Here is a 21,413-nt window from a genome sequence, read left to right as displayed (position 1 = left end):
GAGGCTTTGCCTTTCTTAATACTTTGTTAAAGGATTAAAGTATAAGTAAAACTAAGGCTTTCGCCATAAGGACATGGCGACAAGCCAAGTTCTTCTAATGTAACTCTAAAAAATAAATCAAATTAATATTAACAATCTATCAAGCAAGTCCGATATAAGGAATGTAATCATCAGGGAGGATGATAAGCCATGGCGCTGACGTTAGGAAGAAAACCAGGCGAAAAGCTATACATCGTCGACCAAGACGGTAAAGAAATTGAAATTGAAGTAGTCAAAGCAGATGCAAGCATGGATAATTATCTGCGCCTGCGGGTCAACGCCCCCAAAGAGTACAAGATTATCCGAGGTGAACTAAGGTAGTGACTCTGAAACCAGAGTTATTATAGAGCGAGGCAAATGGACGTGCCTCGTATCAACAAACACATGGAGGTAATAAGAAATGAGAATTAATCACAACATCGCTGCTCTTAACACGTATCGTCAATTGGGGCAGGCAAACAATGCAATGGGTAACTCAATGGAGAAGTTGTCTTCCGGTCTTCGTATTAACAAAGCTGGGGATGACGCAGCGGGGCTGGCAATCTCTGAAAAAATGCGTGGTCAGATTCGCGGTCTTGATATGGCAGCTAAGAACGCACAGGATGGTATTTCACTTATCCAGACAGCTGAAGGTGCATTGAATGAGACACATTCTATTCTTCAGCGTATGCGTGAACTGTCTGTACAGTCAGCTAATGATACAAATACAGCAAGTGATCGTAGTGAAATTCAAAAGGAAATTGATCAATTAACAGATGAAGTTGACAGAATAGCCAATAACACTGAATTTAATACAAAGAAATTATTAACTGGTGCAATAGGTGCAAAGGTTGATAATGGAGACCAGATTAGCAGTCTTCAAACTTCTTCTAATACTGCAGCTGGTACTTATAATATAAATTTAGCAACGGGTTCAGTTGCACTAGCTGAAAAAGCAAAAGTAGAAATAGCTACAACTACAGGTACAGATACAGTTTCTGGTAATGGTACATTGGAAATTGATGTAAATGGATCGAAAACAGTAGTTACTATTGAAGCAGGGGAAAAACTATCTGATGTTGCAGATCGTATTTCTAATAGTGTAGCAGGAGTTACTGCTAAATATGATAGTGATAACGACAAATTTATTGTAGAAAGTACAGAGGTTGGCTCTGACCAAACAGTAACAGTAACAGAAAGTACGACTAACGCATTAACTTCAACAACCGATGTTGCTAGTGGGTTAAGTGGTACTGGTACTGATGTTGATTTAGTAGCTGGAGATATTCAAGATGCATCTAGTGCTAATATCGGCTTCAGTTTAGATGGTAATAATGTTAAATTAGATAATGGCATATCATTCGAAGTAACAGCAGTGGATAAAGATGTTGATATTACAGTGTCTGACTCTTTAACTTTCCAAATAGGCGCAAATGAAGGGCAAAACCTTAGCTTAGCTATTAATGCAATGGATGCAGAAAATCTAGGAATATCTCAAATAGATGTTACAACCCAAGAAGGGGCAGATTCAGCAATTACAAAAATTAACAATGCAATTGAGACTGTTTCGTCTGAACGTTCTAAACTTGGTGCTTACCAAAACCGTTTAGATCACACTATCAACAACCTTGGAACATCTTCGGAAAACTTAACTGCTGCGGAATCTCGTATCCGTGACGTAGATTATGCTTCAGCTGCCTAAGCAGCAAGAAGCACAGTCGTCCTGACTGGTAACGGTCAGCGATTATAATCGGGTGAATTGCTGGAAACCCCTAAGAGCTTTTTCTTGCCACAACGTAGTTGGAAACGACAAGCGTGATGGCTGACAAAAGAAAAGATTGGGCAATCAGCAGCCAAGCTCCTGTCTCGAAAGAGTGGAGAAGGTTCAACGACTAGGATATACCATCTAAAAGCATAGCTCATGATGATGAAATCCGTAGGTGATACAATGAGGTTCAACATTGTTAACCCGAAGTGCCCGACCCCTACCAGCAAGCTGGAGGGTGAAGATATAGTCTGGTCATTTATGAAAGTAAATGTTCGCACGATGGCGAAAGAAATGATGAACCAAACAAAGAATTCCATTCTTGCACAAGCAGCACAAGCTATGCTCGCGCAAGCAAACCAACAGCCACAAGGCGTACTACAACTTCTACGTTAATACACTCAAAAGGACCTCATTTCCGGGGTCCTTTTCTAATTGTAAACTTTTTAGGTCAGGTACAGACTCGGGTGTAGAAAACCAATAGTTAAGTTTGTTTGTTTACTAGATAAATTAAGTGAATATTGCTATAATTTATTTTAATGACTCTAGTTTCATACCAAATATTGAAAACCCTTACACGATTGGAACATCACTCGCTTAAAATACACCTTGGAGGATTGAATGATAATGAAATCAACGACGCATGTGACGAAACAGTTTTTTGGAAAGATGGATGATAGAGATGTCCATGCCTACACATTCGGAAATAAAAAAGGGATCGAAGTGACCTGCCTCGATTATGGCTGCGTGATTACAAAAATCATGGCCCCTGATGTAGACGGTGTTTCAGAAAATATTGTTCTTGGCTTTGACGATTTCCAGGATTATCTCGAGCACTCGCCGTATTTTGGCAGTGTGGTTGGGAGAGTAGCCGGAAGGATCCGTGGTGCGAGTTTTGAGTTGAACGGAAAGGAATATGATTTGCCGAAAAACGATGGGGAGAATCATCTCCATGGCGGTCCAAACGGATTCTGGAATGTTGTCTGGGAAGGGGAACCTTTTGAAACAGCAGACGAGGTGGGAGTGAAATTTTCTTATAGGAGCCGTGATGGCGAGGAAGGGTACCCGGGTCATGTCGATGTATCGGTCACCTATAGCCTGAATAACGACAATGAGCTGAATATCATCTATGCCGGGACCACCGATCAGGATACCTTACTTAATCTGACGAATCATTCTTATTTTAATTTAAGCGGCGATGTGAAAAGGGATATATTGCAGCACGAATTGAAGATCGCGAGCAATGAATTCCTGGAGCTGGATGAGGAACTGCTTCCTACTGGAAAACGTGTGGATGTCACAGGTACCGCGTTTGATTTCCGGAATGGTCAGAAAATAGAAGCAGGCGTCAAATCGGCTGATCCGCAAAATAAGCTAGCTGGAAATGGTTACGACCATCCTTTTTTACTGACTGGAGGAATCGAGCTTACAGATTCTATTAGCGGGCGGAAGCTTACCATGGAAACCGATCAGCCGAGCGTTGTTGTCTATACGAGTAATATGCTGGAAGGTGATTTTCAAATCAGGGGAGTCGATGCCGAGAATTATCTGGGTATTTGCCTCGAAACCCAGTACCCGCCTGACGCCATCCATCATTCGGATTTCCCGTCGATTGTTTTAAAAAAAGGAGAGGAATATAAGAGCCAAACCACTTTTCGCTTTGGAGTAAATTATAACTAGAAAGGAAGGGATAGAACGTGAATTATAGACAATTAGGAAACACGGATTTACGTATCAGCGAACTAAGCTTTGGAACATGGGCGATTGGCGGTGCGTGGGGGAAAACGAACGATGACGCTTCTCTTGCAGGACTCGAACACGCCATAGAAGCCGGGGTTAATTTTTTCGATACGGCAGATGTCTATGGGGATGGGCATAGCGAGGAATTGCTCGCCCAGGCAACGAAAGGCATAGAGAATGAGATTCACATCGCTTCCAAGTTCTGCCGAGCTGGGGATATCCACGATTTGGATAACTACTCGGAAAAAGCTGTCCGTAATTATCTGGAAAATACATTGAAGAGACTGGACCGTGACGTGCTCGATCTGTATCAGATTCACTGCCCGCCGCTTGAGGTTTTAAAAGAAGGCAGCGTCTTTGAAGTGCTGGAAAAATTGAAGCAGGAAGGGAAAATCCGTTACTACGGTGTAAGCGTAGAAACGGAGGAAGAAGGTTTGTATTGCCTGGAAAACACGAAAGTGGATACTTTGCAGGTCATTTTTAATGTGTTCCGGCAGAAATTGACCGAGCGATTGTTCCCTGAAGCAAAGAGAAGAGGAGTCGGAATCATTGCGAGAGTTCCGCTTGCGAGTGGACTTCTTACCGGTAAATTTAATGAAAATACAGAATTTGAAAATGACGATCATCGTAACTTCAACCGTAATGGTGAACAGTTCAACGTCGGTGAAACGTTTGCCGGAATTGAGTTCTCCAAAGGTGTCGGTCTAAGCAGGGAACTGGAATGGATTGCCGAAAATCGCGGAAGCATGACCCGTGCTGCCTTGAGATGGATTCTTGATCATGAGGCTGTGTCAACGGTGATTCCAGGGTTCAAAAACGCCGAACAAGTGGAAGATAATCTCCAGGCGCTCGAAGTTCCAGCCTTTAGTAAGGAAGAACATCATAGATTGAGAGACTTTTATAAAGAGAAAGTCCACGAAAATATTCGCGGACCTTATTAAAATAAGGCTTATTGGACTTAATCGATAAATAGATTGGTTTTCTGCAAAATATAAATGGCCCTGCAGGCGTCCTATTTTATTACCGGACGCCTCAATTTTTCTATAAAATTTTTTGAAAATATAAAATATTAGGTATATACTAGTTTTAACTACCATACTAGAATGTCAGAAGAAGTGTTTCACATGAAAATTATATAAAAAGGAAGGAAGAAGTCTGTGATTAATATTGCCCTGATCGGGACGGGCTCGATTGCCCGGACACATGTAAAGAGTATGCTGGAATTGGATGATAAGTGTAAGCTGGTAGCGCTAGCGGATATTTATCCGGAAAAGGCGATGGATCTTGCCCAGACGAACCAGCTTAAAGCGAAAATAGTAAGCGATTACAAGTCACTCCTGGATGATCCAACTATTGATGCTGTGTCGATTTGTACACCGCCTTACACCCATAAGGATATCACAGTCGATTTTTTGCGGGCCGGGAAGCATGTGCTTGTTGAGAAACCGATGGCATCGTCCCTGAAGGAATGTGATGAAATGATTGAGGCGCAGAAGGAGAGCGGGAAGATATTATCAGTCGTTGCCCAGAATCGCTTCCGAACGCCGATCATGAGTTTGAAAAATGTCCTGGATAAGGAGTTGATCGGAAGAATCGCCCATGTGCAGGTGGATTCGTTCTGGTGGCGTGGCAACAGCTACTATGACTTATGGTGGCGCGGAACATATGAAAAAGAAGGCGGCGGCTGTACGCTGAATCATGCGGTTCACCATATTGACATGCTCCAATGGATGATGGATATGCCTGTGGAAGTCGGTGCGATGAGCAGCAACATGCTACATGACAATGCGGAAGTGGAGGATATCTCCGTTGCGCTTTTAAAATATGCAAACGGGGCGCTTGCCCAGGTGACAAGTTCGGTCATCCATCATGGCGAGGAGCAGCAGCTTGCTTTTCAAGGAGAAAAGGCGAAGGTGTCGGTTCCCTGGAAAGTGAAGGCAGAGGTGGCGCGGGAAAATGGTTTTCCGACCGAGAATGGTAATGCTGAATTGGAAAAAGAACTGGAACAGGAATTCAGCGACTTTCCGAAGCTGCACCATGAAGGTCACACCGGCCAGATCAACGACTTTCTGACTGCCATCGAAGGAGGGACAGATGTCCTGATCAATGGAATAGATGGAAGAAAAACGCTTGAGCTGATCATGGCCATTTACCAGGCGGCCAGCACAGGCAGCACGGTGAAGCTGCCGCTTACGAAGGAAAGTCCTTTTTACCAGCGGGACGGCGTCTTGAAAAATGCTACATACTTTTTTGAAAAGAAGAAAGCCGTAGAGAATTTCTCTGACAATGAAATCACTACTGGTGGAAATTATTAGGAGGCGATCGCATAGTGAGCAGAAATGATGGAATGAATTATGCCCCTAAAGGGGAAGTGAACAAAGTCGTCAATCCAGGTGCGTTCAAATTTGCGGCAATCGGACTTGATCACGGTCATATTTTTGGGATGTGTAACGGGCTGATGGAAGCAGGCGCTGAGCTAGCGTATGTCTATGATCCTGACCCGAAAAAAGTTGAACAGTTCCGGGAAGCCTTTCCACAGGTGGAGGCAGCATCATCGGAAGAAGAAATATTGCAAGATACGTCCATCCAGCTGGTCGCCTGTGCGAGTATTCCATCAGACCGGGCGGGTGTCGGCATGCGTGCCCTTGACCATGGCAAGCATTATTTCGCCGATAAGCCGGCTTTTACACGTCGGGAGGATGTGGAACTGGCGAGAAAAAAGACCCAGGAGACCGGGCTGAAGTGGGGCGTTTACTATAGTGAGCGTCTGCACGTAGAAAGTGCGGTATTCGCAGGTCAGCTGATCGAAGAAGGGGCGATTGGCAAGGTTGTCCAGGTCACTGGTACAGGACCGCACCGGGCGAATGCGGGAAGCAGGCCGGAATGGTTCTTTGATCCGGAGCGATTTGGCGGGATACTGTGTGATATCGGCAGTCATCAGATTGAACAGTTTCTTCATTATACGGGGGCAAAGGATGCGAAGGTACTTCACAGCAAAGTTGCCAATTACACTTTCCCGGACCATCCTGATTTTCAGGATTTTGGAGATGCGACACTTATTGCCGATAATGGAGCGACCTTTTATTTCCGTGTCGACTGGCTGACCCCGGATGGTCTTGGAACCTGGGGTGACGGCCGTGTCGTCATCTACGGGACGGAAGGCTATATCGAGGTAAGAAAATATATCGATATCGCAAAGAGTGACACAGGGAACCATCTGTACCTCGTCAATCAGGACGGGGAAAAGCATTTTGATTTATCCGGTAAAGTCGGATTTCCTTTTTTTGGGGCGTTCATTCTTGATTGCCTGCATGGCACGGAGAATGCCATGACCCAGGAGCACGCCTTCAAGGCGGCAGAGCTTGCGGTCGAGGTTCAGGAAAAAGCGATTACAGTGGAATCTCTTTTTCAAAAGTAGAGGAGGGCTAGCTTGATAGAAATAGATTACTTGCATCATGTCAGTTTGTCGGTAACAGATCTGGAGAAATCGAAAGAATTTTACGGGGAGGTACTGGGCTTTCAGGAAATCGACCGACCGGACTTTGACTTCCCAGGAGCCTGGTATCAGATTGGAGATAAGCAGCAGCTTCATCTGATCGTTTACCCGCATTCGGAAACCATCAGGAAATCTGACCAGCTTGAATCGAAGGAGAGCCATTTTGCCATCCGTGTAAAAAGTTATGATCAGACATTGGAGCATTTGAAGAATCGCGGCATCAAAGTGGACGAAAAGCCGAACAGCAGAAGCGGTTTTGCACAAATATTCTGCCAGGACCCCGATAACCACCTGATTGAGTTTCATGTGCCACAGAAGTGACCATTTGAGCTTCGATCAGGATAAGGAAAGCAAGGAGGGAATATAGTGTCAGCTTTCATACATGATGATTTTTTACTTCAGAATGAACCGGCGAAGGTTCTTTATCATGAGTACGCCAAGGATATGCCGATTATCGATTATCACTGTCATTTGAGCCCGCAGGAAATCGCTGAGAATAAAAAGTTCAGCAATCTTGCAGAAATCTGGCTGCATGGGGATCATTACAAGTGGCGGGCTATGCGTTATATGGGCATTGATGAACGCTATATCACCGGAGATGCGACCGATTATGAAAAATTTCAGGCGTGGGCCAATGCGGTTCCACGTTTGATCGGAAACCCTTTGTATCACTGGTCGCATCTGGAGTTGAAGCGGTATTTCGGAATTGATGAGCTTTTAAATGAACGAACAGCAGACGACATCTGGCATCGCTGCAATGACTTACTGCAGCAGGAGGATTTTCCTGTACAGCAAATCATCGCAAGGTCGAATGTCGAAATGATCGGAACCACGGATGACCCGCTTGATGAGCTGGCGTATCATACCACAATCAGAAAGCAGGCCGACCTGGCAACGAGTGTACTGCCGTCTTTCCGGCCGGATCCATTGCTTGAAATCAGTGCACCGAACTTTTTGGAATATATCCATAAGCTTTCCCAGCAGACGGGAAACCGCATTGAAGATTACCGGGAATTTTTAAAGGGGATAAAAAAGCGAGTAGCGTTTTTCCATGAAGCAGGCTGCAGGATTTCGGACCACGGGTTGAATTATCTCCCTTATGAAGATTGTTCTGAAGAAGAAGCTGCGGATATTTTTGCAAAAGCACTGAATGGAAAGCCGCTTACTGCAAAAGAAGAGGACAAGTATAAAACGTTCACACTGCGGTATCTCGGTGAGTTATACCATGAGAATGACTGGGTGATGCAGCTTCATATCGGGCCAATTCGAAGCGCGAACTCCCGAATGTTCGATAAGCTGGGGCCTAATACGGGTTTTGATTCGATTAATGATTTTGAATTGGCCAAGCCGCTGAATCAGTTTCTTGATTCTTTGGATAAGACGGACAGTCTGCCGAAAACGGTGCTTTATTCACTCAACCCGACGCACAATTATATCGTCGCGACTGCCGCTGGTAACTTTCAAGGCGGAGAGGTAAAAGGGAAAGTGCAAATGGGTTCCGGCTGGTGGTTTAACGATCACAAAGACGGCATGGTCCGCCAGATGACAGACCTTGCGAACATAGGAGTCCTAAGCAGCTTTGTCGGAATGCTGACCGATTCACGCAGTTTCCTGTCGTTTACCAGGCACGAATATTTTCGCAGAATCCTCTGCAATCTGATCGGCACATGGGTGGTTGATGGGGAGGTACCCTGGGACGATGAACTGCTCGGGAAAATGGTCCAGGATATCAGCTACTATAATGCGAGAGATTTTTTCGGATTAAAGCATGCAGCATCTGTTAAGTAAGCAATTTGATCAAGCTTGAAAGGAGAAATGAAATGCTACCTAAAAATGAAAATTTAACCGGGAAAGTCGCCGTCGTTACAGGCGGCGGGGGTGTTCTGTGCGGCTGTATGGCCAGGGAGTTAGGCAGGCAAGGCATGAAGGTCGCCATTTTGAACCGGACGTTTGAAAAAGCGGAAAAAGTAGTGGCTGATATCAAAGAAGAAGGTGGCGCTGCACTTGCGCTCCAATGCGATGTAGTCGACCTTGACAGTGTCAAAAATGCAGCAACAAAGGTAATGGATACATATGGCCGCTGTGACGTGCTGATCAACGGTGCAGGCGGCAACCACCCGAAAGGCTCGACCACTAAGGAAAAGCTAGAGCTTTCTGATCTTGCCAATGAAGAAATCACGACCTTTTTTGACCTGACGAAAGAAGGCTTTGAATTTGTCTTCAATTTGAATATCATCGGAACGCTTTTGCCATCGCAAGTGTTCTCCAAATATATGGTGGAGGACGGCGGCACTATCATTAACATTTCCTCCATGAGCGCACCAAGCCCGATGACCAAGGTGCCGGCATACAGTGCGGCAAAAGCAGGAATCGAAAATCTGACCCAGTGGGTCGCTGTCCATATGGCTGAACGCGGCATTCGCGTCAACGCAATCGCTCCCGGCTTCTTTTTGACACAACAGAATGAGCGGCTGCTTACCAATGAAGATGGGTCTTACACGGACCGAACGAAGAAAATTATTGCCCACACGCCGATGAGACGGCTCGGAAAGCCGGAAGATTTGCTCGGTACGTTGCTTTGGCTTGTCGATGAGGAGGCGAGTGGATTTGTGACGGGCATCAGTGTGCCGGTCGATGGCGGCTTCATGTCCTACTCAGGCGTTTAACCAGGGACTACAGCAAAGAAAGGGGCATTCCTATGAAACCGGATGGCACAATGGGGAAAATTTATCAAATTGCGGATTGGATTACGAAACTGGCTTACGTGAACGTATTGTGGCTGTTGTTTTCATTACTAGGATTAATCGTTTTTGGTGTTGCACCTGCTTCCGTAGCTTTGTTTACAGTGATTCGGAAATGGCGGCTGAAAGATACAGATGCATCGATATTTTCGACATTTGCCGCTACTTTCCGAAAAGAATACCTGCGGGCGAACAAGCTTGGGTTTGTAATCGGCGTGGCTGGATTGGTGCTGTTTGTTGATTATAAATATGTCGCCGGGCTGGAAGGGGTCGCTTATTTCGGCAGCATGGTGATGTTGATGATAGTTACGGTGATTTACCTTATCACAGTCATGTACGTTTTGCCTGTTTATGTCCATTTTGAGCTTAAATTTTTCCAATACTTTAAGCACGCCTTCGTAATCGGAGTTGCGAATCCCCTTGTCACCGCGAGCATGGGCGCAGGTGCTCTTGTCCTCTACTTTGTGATGATAAGATTCCAAGGATTGATCCCTTTTTTCGGCATCTCGCTGCTTGGTTATCTGTTTATGAATGGTTCCATGAGGAGCTTCCGGTTAATTTTAGCGAAACAGAAAAAATTGGCGACACAGGTGAAGGAAGATGCCCAGCCAGCAGGAGCAAAAGAAAAAGGCGATCAGACAAAAAAACAACTCCTTCCCAGCCAATAAATGGGGGGTCTCCTAATAACTGGTTCTCCTGGGGCGGCAATAGGGTGGCAATATATGTTTCTCCAGGGGATCTTTTTCTTAATTTTTTGAAAATTGTGTTGAATTGTGACTGCCTTCGTATTATAATAGCATCATAACTACCATACTAGTATGCTAATATACTACTTGGCAGCAAAAACAGAGGTGAATAATTTGGCCGTTTACGAACAAAAGAGCAAGGAATCTACCAGAGATTATACTTATAAACTATTGAAAGAAAAGATACTTAAACTAGATTTGAGACCGGGAAGGAAGATTTCCGAGAAGGAAATGTCCGAGGTGCTTACAGTCAGCCGAACCCCAATCCGGGAGGCTTTTCTCAGACTTTCCCAGGAGGAACTGCTGGAGATTTTCCCGCAGAGGGGGACCTTCGTTTCGTTGATTGACCTTGACCATGTGGAAGAAGCCAGGTTCCTTCGGGAGAATATAGAGCGGGCAATCGTCAGACAGGCATGTGAGGTGCTCGATGAAGAAGAATTGTTCCAGCTGGAAACAAACGTAACGATGCAGGAGATGTGCCTGAAAAAGGAAAATTACGCGACGCTGCTTGAGCTCGATGAAGAGTTTCACCGGATTTTATTTGCCGGATGTAACAAGCTCAGAATTTGGAATACGATCCAGCAGATGAACAATCATTTTATCCGGTTACGCGTACTGCGGATTGGCTCCAACCTGAATTGGAATGTCGTTGTGTCCCAGCATCGAAACATTCAGGATTTGATTTTGCAGAAGGATGCAGATGGGGCAGAGGCAGCAATGGCGGAGCATTTGCAACTGGTGGCTATTGAAAAAGGCGAACTTGAAAAAGCATATCCAGATTATTTCAAGTGAGTTTTTACCAAAGTTTAACTTTGTTAAAGGATTAAAGTTTAAGTAAAACGAAGGCTTTCGCCATAAGGACTTGGCGACAAGCCAAGTTTTTCTAATAAATCAAACATGGAGGGAGTGAGGAGATGCCATAAAATCCCCGGGAGAAGTACTTTTTTAAAAGGTTTATTGTAAACGCTATCATAAGGAACATCCCTATACTTAATCAAAAGATCGATAGTTTTCATTTCTTTGTTTGTTTATCACCTGAACCAAGACACGTAACAGTGCTTAAGGGTTTCATGGCTAGTCTGCTACACATCATTATGGAATTTACACATCTTTAAGGAGGAGAAGGATGCGAAAAAATTACCTGTTTTTGTTGATGATTGCGATTTTATCGCTGGGTATGATGACGGGTTGTATGATGGAAAAGCCGTCTGACGCTGAATCCCAGGATGACGGGGAAAGCAAGGATGGTGTTGTGGAAATTACGACAGTCCGGACAATGAAGGATGATACAAAGTTCAAGAAAGGCGAAGACGTGAACAATAACGTTGTCACTCGCTGGGCGGAGGAAGACCTGGGCATCAATTTCAATACGTTATGGACGGTGCCAAGTGACGAGCAGTACAATACGAAAATCCGCCTGTCCATGTCTGCTGGAAAAGATCTTCCTGATGTATTTCTCGTATCAGATGGACAGCTGATTGCTGACCTGATCGAGTCAGGTAAAGTAATGCAGGTGGACGAAGCGATTGAAAAACATGCATCTCCACGCCTGAAGAAAATTTTCAAAAAGTTCCCTGAAGCTTTCTATCAAGCGACAGTGGATGGCAAACGCTATGGTATTCCACGTTTCTCAGGTGGTAATGGTTCTGACTCCCTGCTTTGGATCCGCCAGGACTGGCTGGACAAGTTCAATCTGGAGGCCCCAAAAACAATCAAAGAACTGGAGCATGTCATGGAAGTCTTCTCCACACAGGATCCTGATGGCAATGGAAAAGATGACACCATGGGAATCACACTGGCTTCGAAAAACGGTCTTGCTACATGGCTCGCCGATGGAAGCTTCATTTTCGGAGCGGAAGGGGATTACCTACCAAAACTATGGAGTGAAAATGAAAAAGGAGAGCTTGTTTATGGCTCTATTCAGCCAAATGCAAAAGATGCACTGGCAAGGCTGAATGAATGGTATGAAAAAGGTTATTTGGATAAAGAAATCGGAATTTTGGATGAACAGGCGGCAATCGAAGACTTCGTTGCAGGAAAATCCGGGATTATCGCCGCTCCACCATGGGCTGACGGCTGGCCGATCAATGACGCTGAAAAGAATATCGAAGGTGCAAACGTGCAGCCATATCCGCTTCCTGGAAGTGAAGACGGCCAGATCGGCCGTAAAGGGGAAGGTCTGACTACTGGACAGTTCCTATTCAGTAAAGATTTTGAACACATGGACAAGTTTTTTGAATACTGGGATGCTATCTACGGCTACACACTTGGTGATTCCAAATACTTTGAAAAAGGTATGTTCGAGGGTTATGACTACGTAATGCAGGATGGAAAACCTGTCTATGACCAGGAAACGATTGAGAAAGTCACTGGTGAACCGTACATTAATCCGGGTAAATATTTCCTTCCGACCGATGTACCGACCATTCCGTACATGCTGTATGATCTTTTAGAAGATCTCCATGCAACCGGAAGGGATGCGAAAAATCCTTATGAAGCGAGGTTCGTTGGAGGTACGGAAGAGTACTTGGAAGCTGGTGCGATCGTCAATCAGCAGAATGAGATTCGCATCGAAAATAAATGGACTGGTCCACCGACCAAAACCATGCAGGAACGTGGAGAGCTTCTGGAAAAAATGGAGCAGGAGTATTACGCGGATATCATCTACGGCAACCTGCCAGTGGATGCATTTGATGAATTCGTCGAAAAATGGAAGTCTTCCGGCGGTGACAAAATCACGGAAGAAGTGAATGCCTGGTACGATTCCGTCCAGGGCAAATAAGGACGATTCTACTGAATAGTTTTGCAAGGACTGACGGTGCGGACAATCGTATAACCAAAATTGTTCGCACCATTCAGTTCTTATTTCCATTCATAGGAGGTTAGAAATCATGGGGCTTGAAAAACCTCTACCACAGGGAGATGAAGACAAATCACCTTACCTTGTTGAAAAAGCTGACAAAAACCCTAATAAGGCTGTTTCGCAAAAACCAGATAAGCAGCCAAAGCCTAAGAAAAAGCGTCAGAAGTGGAACATGAAGCGAAACTGGCAGCTGCATGCATTGGTGTTTCCAGCAGTCGTTGTGGCACTCATTTTCCAATATGCCCCGATGGGCGGCCTGGTAATGGCATTCCAGGATTATAAACCGTGGCTTGGTTTTTTCAATTCACCTTGGGTTGGCCTGGATCACTTCCGGACGATGTTCGCTTATGATGATGCCAGACAGGTCATCTGGAATACATTGGTCATTTCAGTTTTGAAAATCATTTTTCAAGTACTGGTCCCGCTCGTGTTTGCTTTATTGCTGAATGAAGTTTATAAAATGACGTTTAAGCGGACCGTGCAGACGATTATTTATCTGCCTCACTTCCTGTCCTGGGTTATCCTTGGCGGTATTTTGATGGATATGCTTTCTCCAGATGGCGGACTTGTCAATCAGGTGATCGGGCTGATTGGTATCGATCCGATCTTTTTCCTCGGGGACAACACGTGGTTCCGTCCAACGGTAATCATCAGTGATATCTGGAAAGAAACGGGTTTCAATACAATTGTTTTCCTGGCAGCAGTAACGGCAGTCAATCCGACTTTATATGAAGCAGCTATCATGGACGGAGCGAACCGCTGGAAGCAGACGCTGTTCGTCACTATTCCATCCATGCTGCCGATCATTATCGTCGTTGCAACTCTTTCTTTAGGAAATATCCTGAATGCCGGCTTTGACCAAATTTTCAACCTGTACAATCCACTCGTATACGAAACAGGTGACATCATCGATACATATGTTTATCGTGTCGGCTTGATTAACGGAGATTTCAGTTATGGTACTGCAGTAGGCTTGTTCAAATCCCTTATCAGCTTCGTGCTTGTTGTTCTAGGATACAGACTGGCTTACAAATATGCGGATTACCGAATCTTTTAGGAGGAAAAATGCATGCGACACAATACAAAAGCGTATAAGATTTTTACGATTTTCAATTATACCTTCCTGTTGTTAGCCGCGGTTCTTTGCCTGCTTCCGCTTGTTCACATTCTGGCCGTGTCGTTAAGTGGGAGTGCGGCAGCTGCAGCGAACGCCGTTACCTTCTTCCCGGTTGACTTCACTCTGGATGCCTACGAAAAAACGGTCGGGAATGAAAACTTCATCAGATCATTAATGATCTCGGTGGTCCGGGTCATACTCGGTACTGCCGTTTCCATGTCACTATTACTATGTGCTGCCTATTCACTGTCAAAATCAGATAGCGAATTCAAGGGCAGGAAAATCTATACCTGGTTTTTCGTTTTTACCATGTTATTCAATGGCGGGCTGGTACCTACTTATATCATCGTTACCCAGCTTAATTTGACGGATACGATGTGGGCACTCGTACTTCCGACAGCGATCAACGCGTTCAATTTGATACTATTGCTTAATTTTTTCCGAACCTCGGTTCCGAAGTCACTGGAAGAAGCGGCGTTCATCGATGGGGCGAATCATTTCCAGATTTTCCTGCGGATCTATTTGCCGATTTCAGTGCCGGCGATTGCGACCATTTCCCTGTTTACGATGGTTTTCCACTGGAATTCGTGGTTTGACGGGCTGATCTATATGACAGATGCCCGCAATTATCCATTATCTACGTTCCTGCAGACAGTAATCGTCCAGCAGGATTTCAGTAAAATGGCTTTGAATGCAGAGATTTTACGTAACCTGTCCCAGCGTACCGTTCAGGCAGCGCAGATTTTCATTGCAGCGGTGCCAATGCTGATCGTCTATCCGTTCATTCAGCGCTATTTTGTCAAAGGGATTGTGCTTGGAGCGGAAAAGGAATAAACCGAATACTTGTGACTTATAATTTGAAACTGAAGGAGCTAACCTGGATATGAAAATGATATTTCGTTGGTTTGGCAGTGACGATGACAGTGTCACGCTGGACCAGATAAGACAGATTCCGGGCGTCGAAGGTGTTGTTTCAGCACTGGCCGATATTCCGGTTGGCGAGGTGTGGCCGTATGAGCGGATCAGCGCCTTGAAACGGGAGGTAACGGGGAAAGGGCTCGGATTAGAAGTGATTGAAAGCGTCAATATCCATGAAGACATCAAGCTTGGGCTTCCCAGTCGCGATAAATACATCGAGAACTACCAGCAGACCATCCGCAACTTGGCTAAAGCTGGGGTTAAGGTCATCTGTTACAATTTCATGCCGATTTTTGACTGGACACGTTCCGAACTGGCAAAAGAACTCCCTGACGGGTCAACGGTATTATCGTACGAACGAGAGAGAATAGAGAATATTGAACCGATGGCCCTTCTGGAAAATATGGAGGGGAATTCCAATGGATTTTCCCTGCCAGGGTGGGAACCGCAGCGCCTCCAGCAAATCAAGCACTTATTTGAATTATATCAAGGTATTACCGAAGATGATTTACGAACTAATCTGCACTATTTTTTAGAAAAAGTCATTCCGGTCGCGGAGGAATTCGACGTACGAATGGCCATTCATCCTGACGATCCACCTTGGTCCGTCTTCGGTTTGCCTCGTATCGTCAAAAACAAGGAAGATCTGGAGCGTATCGCCGCTATGGTCGACAGTCCGTACAATGGACTGACTTTGTGTACAGGCTCCCTCGGTGCCAATCGGGTAAACGATCTGCCGGCGATCATTCGTCATTTTTCGAAAATGGACAGGGTTCCATTCGTCCATATCAGGAATATCGCCATCTTGGAAAATGGTGACTTTTATGAAACTTCCCATCGGAGCAGAGAAGGCTCCCAGGACTTAGTTGAAGTCATGCGGGCTCTTAAAGAGACAGGGTTTACAGGATACATACGTCCTGATCACGGCCGGATGATTTGGGGAGAGCGTGCCAGGCCGGGTTACGGGCTGTATGACCGGGCGCTCGGTATCATGTATTTATTGGGGATTCTCGACAGTCTGGAAAAAACTGCCCCAGCTGAAACTGCTGGACAAAACTTCGACCGTCGGCGGATGAAATAGCAGGAGAGGTTTAGGAGGAATACAATGAATGTTTTAGACAAGCGTAATAACGTGAAAGATTTTGATTTTGACCCGATCTATAAAACAAGTTACGAAGCCTGGCTTGGGTATCGGCCCATATCGGGTGGTGATACGGAAGAAACATACCGGAAGTTCTGTGGACAAATCATATCGCTGGGCAATACGCAGGTAATTAAATCAGCAATGGATGAACTGAAGCGCGCATTTCAAGCAATGCTTGATGTAATTCCAGAAATAAATAACACGGTGGATACTTCAGGAGCAGTTGTGCTCGGTGCATTCGAGGAAATAGAAGCGGCCGGTTATGAGCTAGGCGATACAGCAGTACAACTTAACGACGACGGCTTCCGTCTCAAGACCGTATCGGCAGGCGATACGTCACAGATTTTAGTGATTGGAAAATCAGACAAAGGCGTCTTGTACGGAACCTTCCACCTGCTTCGGCTGATGCAGATGGAAGCTCCGATCGACAAACTGGACGTTATAGAAAATCCTGCAAACCAGCTGCGTATGATCAACGAATGGGATAACATGGATGGCAGTATTGAACGCGGCTACGCTGGAAGATCAATCTTTTATGAAGGAAATGAGTTTACGAATAACCTTGGACGAATCAAGGATTATGCACGCCTGTTGTCGTCAATCGGAATCAATGCCATTGCTATCAATAACGTGAATGTCCATGCGGTAGAAACGGAACTGATAACGAAAAAGCTTTTGCCGGACGTGAAACAAGTTGCCGATATCTTTAGGGCCTACGGCATAAAAACCTTCCTTAGCATCAATTATGCCAGCCCGATACAGCTTGGAAATCTTGATACTGCAGACCCTCTCAATGAAAAAGTCCGAGAGTGGTGGCGCGAAAAAACGAAAGAAATCTACGATTATATCCCTGACTTTGGAGGATATGTCGTTAAGGCTGATTCGGAGCATCGACCTGGGCCGTTCACGTACAATCGAAACCATGCAGATGGAGCGAACATGCTCGCTGAAGCACTCCAGCCGTTTGACGGAATCGTGTTCTGGCGCTGCTTTGTCTACAATTGCCTTCAGGATTGGCGTGACCGATCCACGGACAGGGCAAAAGCAGCGTATGATCATTTTAAACCTCTGGATGGGGAGTTTTTGGAAAATGTCGTCCTGCAAATCAAGAACGGACCGATGGATTTCCAGGTTCGGGAGCCGGTTTCACCGTTGTTCGGCGGGTTGGAAGCCACTAATCATGTGCTCGAGTTCCAGGTTACCCAGGAGTACACCGGGCAGCAAAAGCACCTCTGTTATTTGATTCCCCAGTGGAAGGAAATCCTTGATTTTGATACTTATGCCCGTGGGGAAGGATCGACGGTTAAAAAAGTGGTCAGCGGTGAGGTGTTTGGTAACCGTTACAGTGGCATAACTGCTGTGTCTAACATTGGGAGAGACATGAACTGGACGGGACATCCACTGGCGCAGGCGAACTTTTATGGCTACGGCCGCTTAATTTGGAACCCGAAGCTGACAGCCGAAAGCATTTCTGAAGAATGGATCAAACTGACATTCGGAACTGATTCGGAGGTCGTGGAAACCATCAGCAAAATGCTGCTAGATTCATGGAGCATTTATGAAAGCTATACTGCACCACTTGGTGTCGGCTGGATGGTCAACCCAAGTCACCATTATGGCCCGAACGTGGATGGTTATGAGTATTCCGTCTGGGGGACGTACCATTTTGCTGACTGCCATGGAATCGGTGTCGATCGAACAGTCGCCTCAGGTACAGGATATACTGCGCAATATTTCCCGGGAAATGCCGAAATTTACGAATCATTGGAGAAATGCCCCGATGAACTGCTCTTATTTTTTCACCATGTGCCCTATACGCACCAATTAAAATCGGGCGAGACAGTCATTCAGCATATTTATAATACTCATTTTGAAGGAGTAGAGAGAGTAAATGGGCTGATTGAACAGTGGGAAAGTTTGAAAGGAAAAATAGATGAGAAAAGGTATGAGGATGTTGCGGCACGTCTCGACATTCAAAAAGAAAACGCCAAAGACTGGCGCGACATCATTAATACGTATTTTTACCGTAAATCAGGAATCGACGACACCCTGGCACGGACGATATATTAAATCCTAAGCAAAAGAGCAGCAGAGGAATATTCCACTGCTGCTCTGTTTAGTACTGGTAAAAAATGTTTCTCGCGGGGTGCTTTCTTTAGCACCCCGCGAGAAACAGATATTACCAATTATGCAGTTATACAGTTTATTGTGTTGTTTCTCGTTCGATAAGCTGGAACCCGATGTATTCCAGCGCAGATTCGAGGTTTGCGACAGTTTTTGTTTTTTCACGTAATTGCTGGAGATCGAAATATTCGTGTTGGGCAACTTGAGGGGAGATCCCGGTCATAATTGTCTTGCTTCCCATAACTTCAAGGGCGTTCACGATATCGATCAATACTCTTGGGAACATCCCTTCGACAATGACCAGTCCGGTAAGGTCGATGATGAAGTGGTCAATTTCATTGCTCGCTGCATAATCCAGAACCACTCTCATGATTTTTTCAGCACGGAAATCATCAATAATACCTTGAATGGTGAGGATAGAAACACCTTTTGTGATTGGTACGATCGGCACATTCATATATGCCATGTTGAATTTCGTCTGGTCAAGCTCTATCAAATAGGAAATGACCTCTGCCATCGATTTCAAATATTCGATATCTTCGTCAGAGAAATCTTTTTCTTCTTTATCCATGACACACAAGGTTCCGAAAACTTCGCCTTTCATGTTTTTTAAGGTCACTCCAAGAAAACCTTTCACATTTAACAGGTCGGTAACTTCGAGCTGGCGGGTGATTTCATCCTTTGTCAGGTTAGCAGTGGTCATCACGTCTTCTTCATTCGAAATGATCAGACGACAATATGTACCGCCATACTCCACAGAATATCCTTCGGGGATGATTTGTTCCTTTTCATTATAGGAACTGAGCACGGTCATTTCATTTTTCCCTCGTTTTGTTACATACGCTGTATTGACGTTTAACTGCTTACTGATTACTTCAAACATCTTCTGTGAGGCTGTCCTTAAGGAATGAAAGTCAGAATTAGCTAGGTTATATTCATTAGACATAAGGTATTTCCTCCAAATAAGTTCTGTAAATTTAGATTAACATACATGAAAGTTTGTTTACCAAAATATTAAGTAAGGCATCTTTGTTTCGAGGTAATCGCGATCTTTGTCCAATGAGGCGCACGATTATAAATTATGTGGATCCAGCCGAACTTTTCGCCCCACTGAGATCCCCCTCTCTTTAAAAGGATAGTGGTATAATATTAGTAACTTTTCGATGATTTAATGGAACAAGGGATCATTACTATAGGAGGGAACGACATGGAAGTTTTTGAAACATACTTAGCAGGTATCGATGACCCAGATCACCGTGACCGAACCAAGGAAATTTTGGCGTGGGTTATTAATGAATTTCCGAATTTGGAACCAGAAATTAAGTGGAATACGCCAATGTTTTCCGATCACGGCACATTTATCATCGGCTTTTCCACAGCTAAACACCATTTGAGTGTGTCTCCTGAAGAAGCAGGCATTGCACAATTTGCCGACGATATTAAACAAGCTGGCTACAGCTCTACGAAGGGGTTGTTTCGGATACTCTGGAAAGAGCCTGTAAATTATGAATTGCTTAAGAAAATGATTGAATTTAATAGGGAAGATAAAGCGGAATATACGAAATTTTGGCGGTAGCAGCAAAATTTATAAAAGGAGTAGGACTACGAATAGATGGGAAGGATGTCCATCCGACTGTAGAGAGTTTAACGTAATAAACTATTAAAAAACGTCTAGGATCTCAGAACCTAGACGTTTTTCAATCTATTCTCTTTTTTACAAGTTATTACACATACCATAACAAAAGCTCATATGCGTTATTTTTTATATTGATCGATTGCTTGCTGCAGCTTCTGTGCGACAGCACTTGACGGTCCATTCAGTTCCCCGCTTGTAAGCGTGACTTTCGTCCGGCTTTCGTCCATTTCTAATGCCTCAGCAAATAATCCTCCTAGTCCTCGGGCACGGCGGTCTACTTCAAGCATGACATCGACATGATTTTCCTGTAAAAAGAAAATCACTTCCAGTTCATCTAAGTAGGAGCGATACTCTCCCCGCGGGGTGAATTCGAATTCCTGCACATATCCGAAGCGTTTAGATGCTTCCATTTCCACTTTTCTAAGGTGAAAGCCCAGGTTATTTTCCAATGCGTCTAATACTTTATTAATGTAGGGGTGCGGGGCTATTTTGATCGGATCTCTATCTTCGGGGTCAAGAGCCATTGGAATCTCCAGTCCAGTTTCAAACCAGATTGGAAGTCTTCCAAGGGAGGCAGGCACATGATAAGGAAGTTTGATAGAAAATGGCAGTTCTTTTGTTTCTCCCTCTTTGACAGTCAACTGATTGGAAATTGGATATTTCTCGAGCACCACTTTTTCTTTCACTTTTCTGTCATCCACTTCACGGATGGCTTCCGTCATGAGAAAAATGTGGATGGAATCGATGGATTGCTCCACATCGCCGCCTTTTATGACCACTTTACCGTGAACGTCTTCACCTGGCACAAATTGATCCTTCTCTAATTGCGTATCAACCTTTGCAGCACCAATGCCTACACTTGCTAATAGTTTTTTAAACATGTTATCTCCTCCTCTCCTTGATTATACGAAATTATACAGGAAAAGGATTCACATTTCTTTCTACGATGAACGGATGTTGCAACTCCCAAATACTGGTTCTCCCGGGGTGGAATTTTCTGGTTCTCCTGGGGTGTGATATTTGGCCTATCTTGTCTTTTTTACAGGAAATCAATAGGAGGTTTTTTGAAAATCTTCTATACTTAAGTTGCAAGCTTACTTACCAA

The 21,413-nt window shown here is 44.7% G+C and carries 20 protein-coding genes; 18 read left to right on the top strand and 2 right to left on the bottom strand.

What is annotated here, in order from left to right; translation table 11 throughout:
• Positions 1 to 189: 189 nt before the first annotated feature.
• From JOC33_RS02270 to JOC33_RS02190, 17 genes are all read left to right on the top strand, one after another.
• Positions 190 to 360, top strand: coding sequence for a carbon storage regulator (locus JOC33_RS02270; RefSeq protein WP_205090555.1), 171 nt, complete (start codon positions 190 to 192; stop codon positions 358 to 360).
• A gap of 79 nt (positions 361 to 439) precedes the next feature.
• Positions 440 to 1,720, top strand: a complete 1,281-nt coding sequence (locus tag JOC33_RS20480; protein WP_205090554.1) for a flagellin N-terminal helical domain-containing protein — start codon at positions 440 to 442, stop codon at positions 1,718 to 1,720.
• Between the two features lie 246 nt (positions 1,721 to 1,966).
• Positions 1,967 to 2,179 carry a flagellin gene (locus JOC33_RS20710; protein WP_205090553.1) on the top strand — a complete coding sequence of 71 codons (213 nt, stop codon included), beginning with the start codon at positions 1,967 to 1,969 and terminating at the stop codon, positions 2,177 to 2,179.
• A gap of 231 nt (positions 2,180 to 2,410) precedes the next feature.
• Positions 2,411 to 3,463, top strand: a complete 1,053-nt coding sequence (locus tag JOC33_RS02255) for an aldose epimerase family protein (RefSeq protein WP_205090552.1) — start codon at positions 2,411 to 2,413, stop codon at positions 3,461 to 3,463.
• 17 nt (positions 3,464 to 3,480) lie between these two features.
• A complete protein-coding gene (locus JOC33_RS02250) occupies positions 3,481 to 4,464 on the top strand; it encodes an aldo/keto reductase (RefSeq protein ID WP_205090549.1) in 984 nt (327 codons plus the stop codon).
• Between the two features lie 216 nt (positions 4,465 to 4,680).
• Complete coding sequence (locus JOC33_RS02245) at positions 4,681 to 5,838, top strand: Gfo/Idh/MocA family oxidoreductase (protein ID WP_205090548.1); 1,158 nt, start codon at positions 4,681 to 4,683, stop codon at positions 5,836 to 5,838.
• A gap of 14 nt (positions 5,839 to 5,852) precedes the next feature.
• Complete coding sequence (locus tag JOC33_RS02240; protein ID WP_205090547.1) at positions 5,853 to 6,941, top strand: Gfo/Idh/MocA family protein; 1,089 nt, start codon at positions 5,853 to 5,855, stop codon at positions 6,939 to 6,941.
• 12 nt (positions 6,942 to 6,953) lie between these two features.
• Positions 6,954 to 7,340 carry a VOC family protein gene (locus JOC33_RS02235; RefSeq protein WP_205090546.1) on the top strand — a complete coding sequence of 129 codons (387 nt, stop codon included), beginning with the start codon at positions 6,954 to 6,956 and terminating at the stop codon, positions 7,338 to 7,340.
• Between the two features lie 45 nt (positions 7,341 to 7,385).
• The gene (uxaC, locus tag JOC33_RS02230) at positions 7,386 to 8,807 is read left to right on the top strand and encodes a glucuronate isomerase (protein ID WP_205090544.1); all 1,422 of its coding nucleotides are present in this window, start codon (positions 7,386 to 7,388) and stop codon (positions 8,805 to 8,807) included.
• A gap of 32 nt (positions 8,808 to 8,839) precedes the next feature.
• Positions 8,840 to 9,685, top strand: a complete 846-nt coding sequence (locus tag JOC33_RS02225) for an SDR family oxidoreductase (RefSeq protein WP_205090542.1) — start codon at positions 8,840 to 8,842, stop codon at positions 9,683 to 9,685.
• A gap of 32 nt (positions 9,686 to 9,717) precedes the next feature.
• Complete coding sequence (locus tag JOC33_RS02220; RefSeq protein WP_205090540.1) at positions 9,718 to 10,428, top strand: YesL family protein; 711 nt, start codon at positions 9,718 to 9,720, stop codon at positions 10,426 to 10,428.
• Positions 10,429 to 10,578: 150 nt separating this feature from the next.
• The gene (locus JOC33_RS02215) at positions 10,579 to 11,298 is read left to right on the top strand and encodes a GntR family transcriptional regulator (RefSeq protein ID WP_205090538.1); all 720 of its coding nucleotides are present in this window, start codon (positions 10,579 to 10,581) and stop codon (positions 11,296 to 11,298) included.
• Between the two features lie 334 nt (positions 11,299 to 11,632).
• On the top strand, positions 11,633 to 13,288 hold the full coding sequence (locus JOC33_RS02210; RefSeq protein ID WP_205090537.1) for an extracellular solute-binding protein: 1,656 nt from the start codon (positions 11,633 to 11,635) through the stop codon (positions 13,286 to 13,288).
• Between the two features lie 253 nt (positions 13,289 to 13,541).
• Positions 13,542 to 14,426 carry an ABC transporter permease gene (locus tag JOC33_RS02205; RefSeq protein ID WP_205091513.1) on the top strand — a complete coding sequence of 295 codons (885 nt, stop codon included), beginning with the start codon at positions 13,542 to 13,544 and terminating at the stop codon, positions 14,424 to 14,426.
• 12 nt (positions 14,427 to 14,438) lie between these two features.
• Positions 14,439 to 15,320 carry a carbohydrate ABC transporter permease gene (locus JOC33_RS02200; RefSeq protein ID WP_205090536.1) on the top strand — a complete coding sequence of 294 codons (882 nt, stop codon included), beginning with the start codon at positions 14,439 to 14,441 and terminating at the stop codon, positions 15,318 to 15,320.
• A 49-nt stretch (positions 15,321 to 15,369) separates the two neighbouring features.
• A complete protein-coding gene (gene uxuA / locus JOC33_RS02195; RefSeq protein WP_205090535.1) occupies positions 15,370 to 16,485 on the top strand; it encodes a mannonate dehydratase in 1,116 nt (371 codons plus the stop codon).
• A gap of 24 nt (positions 16,486 to 16,509) precedes the next feature.
• Positions 16,510 to 18,618 (top strand): alpha-glucuronidase family glycosyl hydrolase, encoded by a 2,109-nt coding sequence (locus JOC33_RS02190; RefSeq protein WP_205090526.1) that lies wholly within the window; start codon positions 16,510 to 16,512, stop codon positions 18,616 to 18,618.
• Positions 18,619 to 18,751: 133 nt separating this feature from the next.
• On the opposite strand, the gene JOC33_RS02185 is transcribed toward JOC33_RS02190, so the two are convergent.
• Positions 18,752 to 19,618: an STAS domain-containing protein gene (locus JOC33_RS02185; RefSeq protein WP_205090524.1), complete on the bottom strand. Its 867-nt coding sequence runs from the start codon at positions 19,616 to 19,618 to the stop codon at positions 18,752 to 18,754.
• A 261-nt stretch (positions 19,619 to 19,879) separates the two neighbouring features.
• Between JOC33_RS02185 and JOC33_RS02180 the strand changes: the two genes are divergently transcribed.
• The gene (locus JOC33_RS02180) at positions 19,880 to 20,248 is read left to right on the top strand and encodes an iron chaperone (RefSeq protein WP_205090522.1); all 369 of its coding nucleotides are present in this window, start codon (positions 19,880 to 19,882) and stop codon (positions 20,246 to 20,248) included.
• Positions 20,249 to 20,427: 179 nt separating this feature from the next.
• Here the strand turns inward: JOC33_RS02180 and JOC33_RS02175 are convergent, their stop codons facing one another.
• A complete protein-coding gene (locus JOC33_RS02175) occupies positions 20,428 to 21,189 on the bottom strand; it encodes a sporulation protein (RefSeq protein WP_205090521.1) in 762 nt (253 codons plus the stop codon).
• Between the last annotated feature and the right edge of the window lie 224 nt (positions 21,190 to 21,413).

It is taken from the genome of Thalassobacillus pellis, assembly GCF_016908295.1.
Lineage (GTDB): Bacteria > Bacillota > Bacilli > Bacillales > Halobacillaceae > Thalassobacillus > Thalassobacillus pellis.
This window is presented reverse-complemented; position numbering and strand designations above follow the sequence as displayed.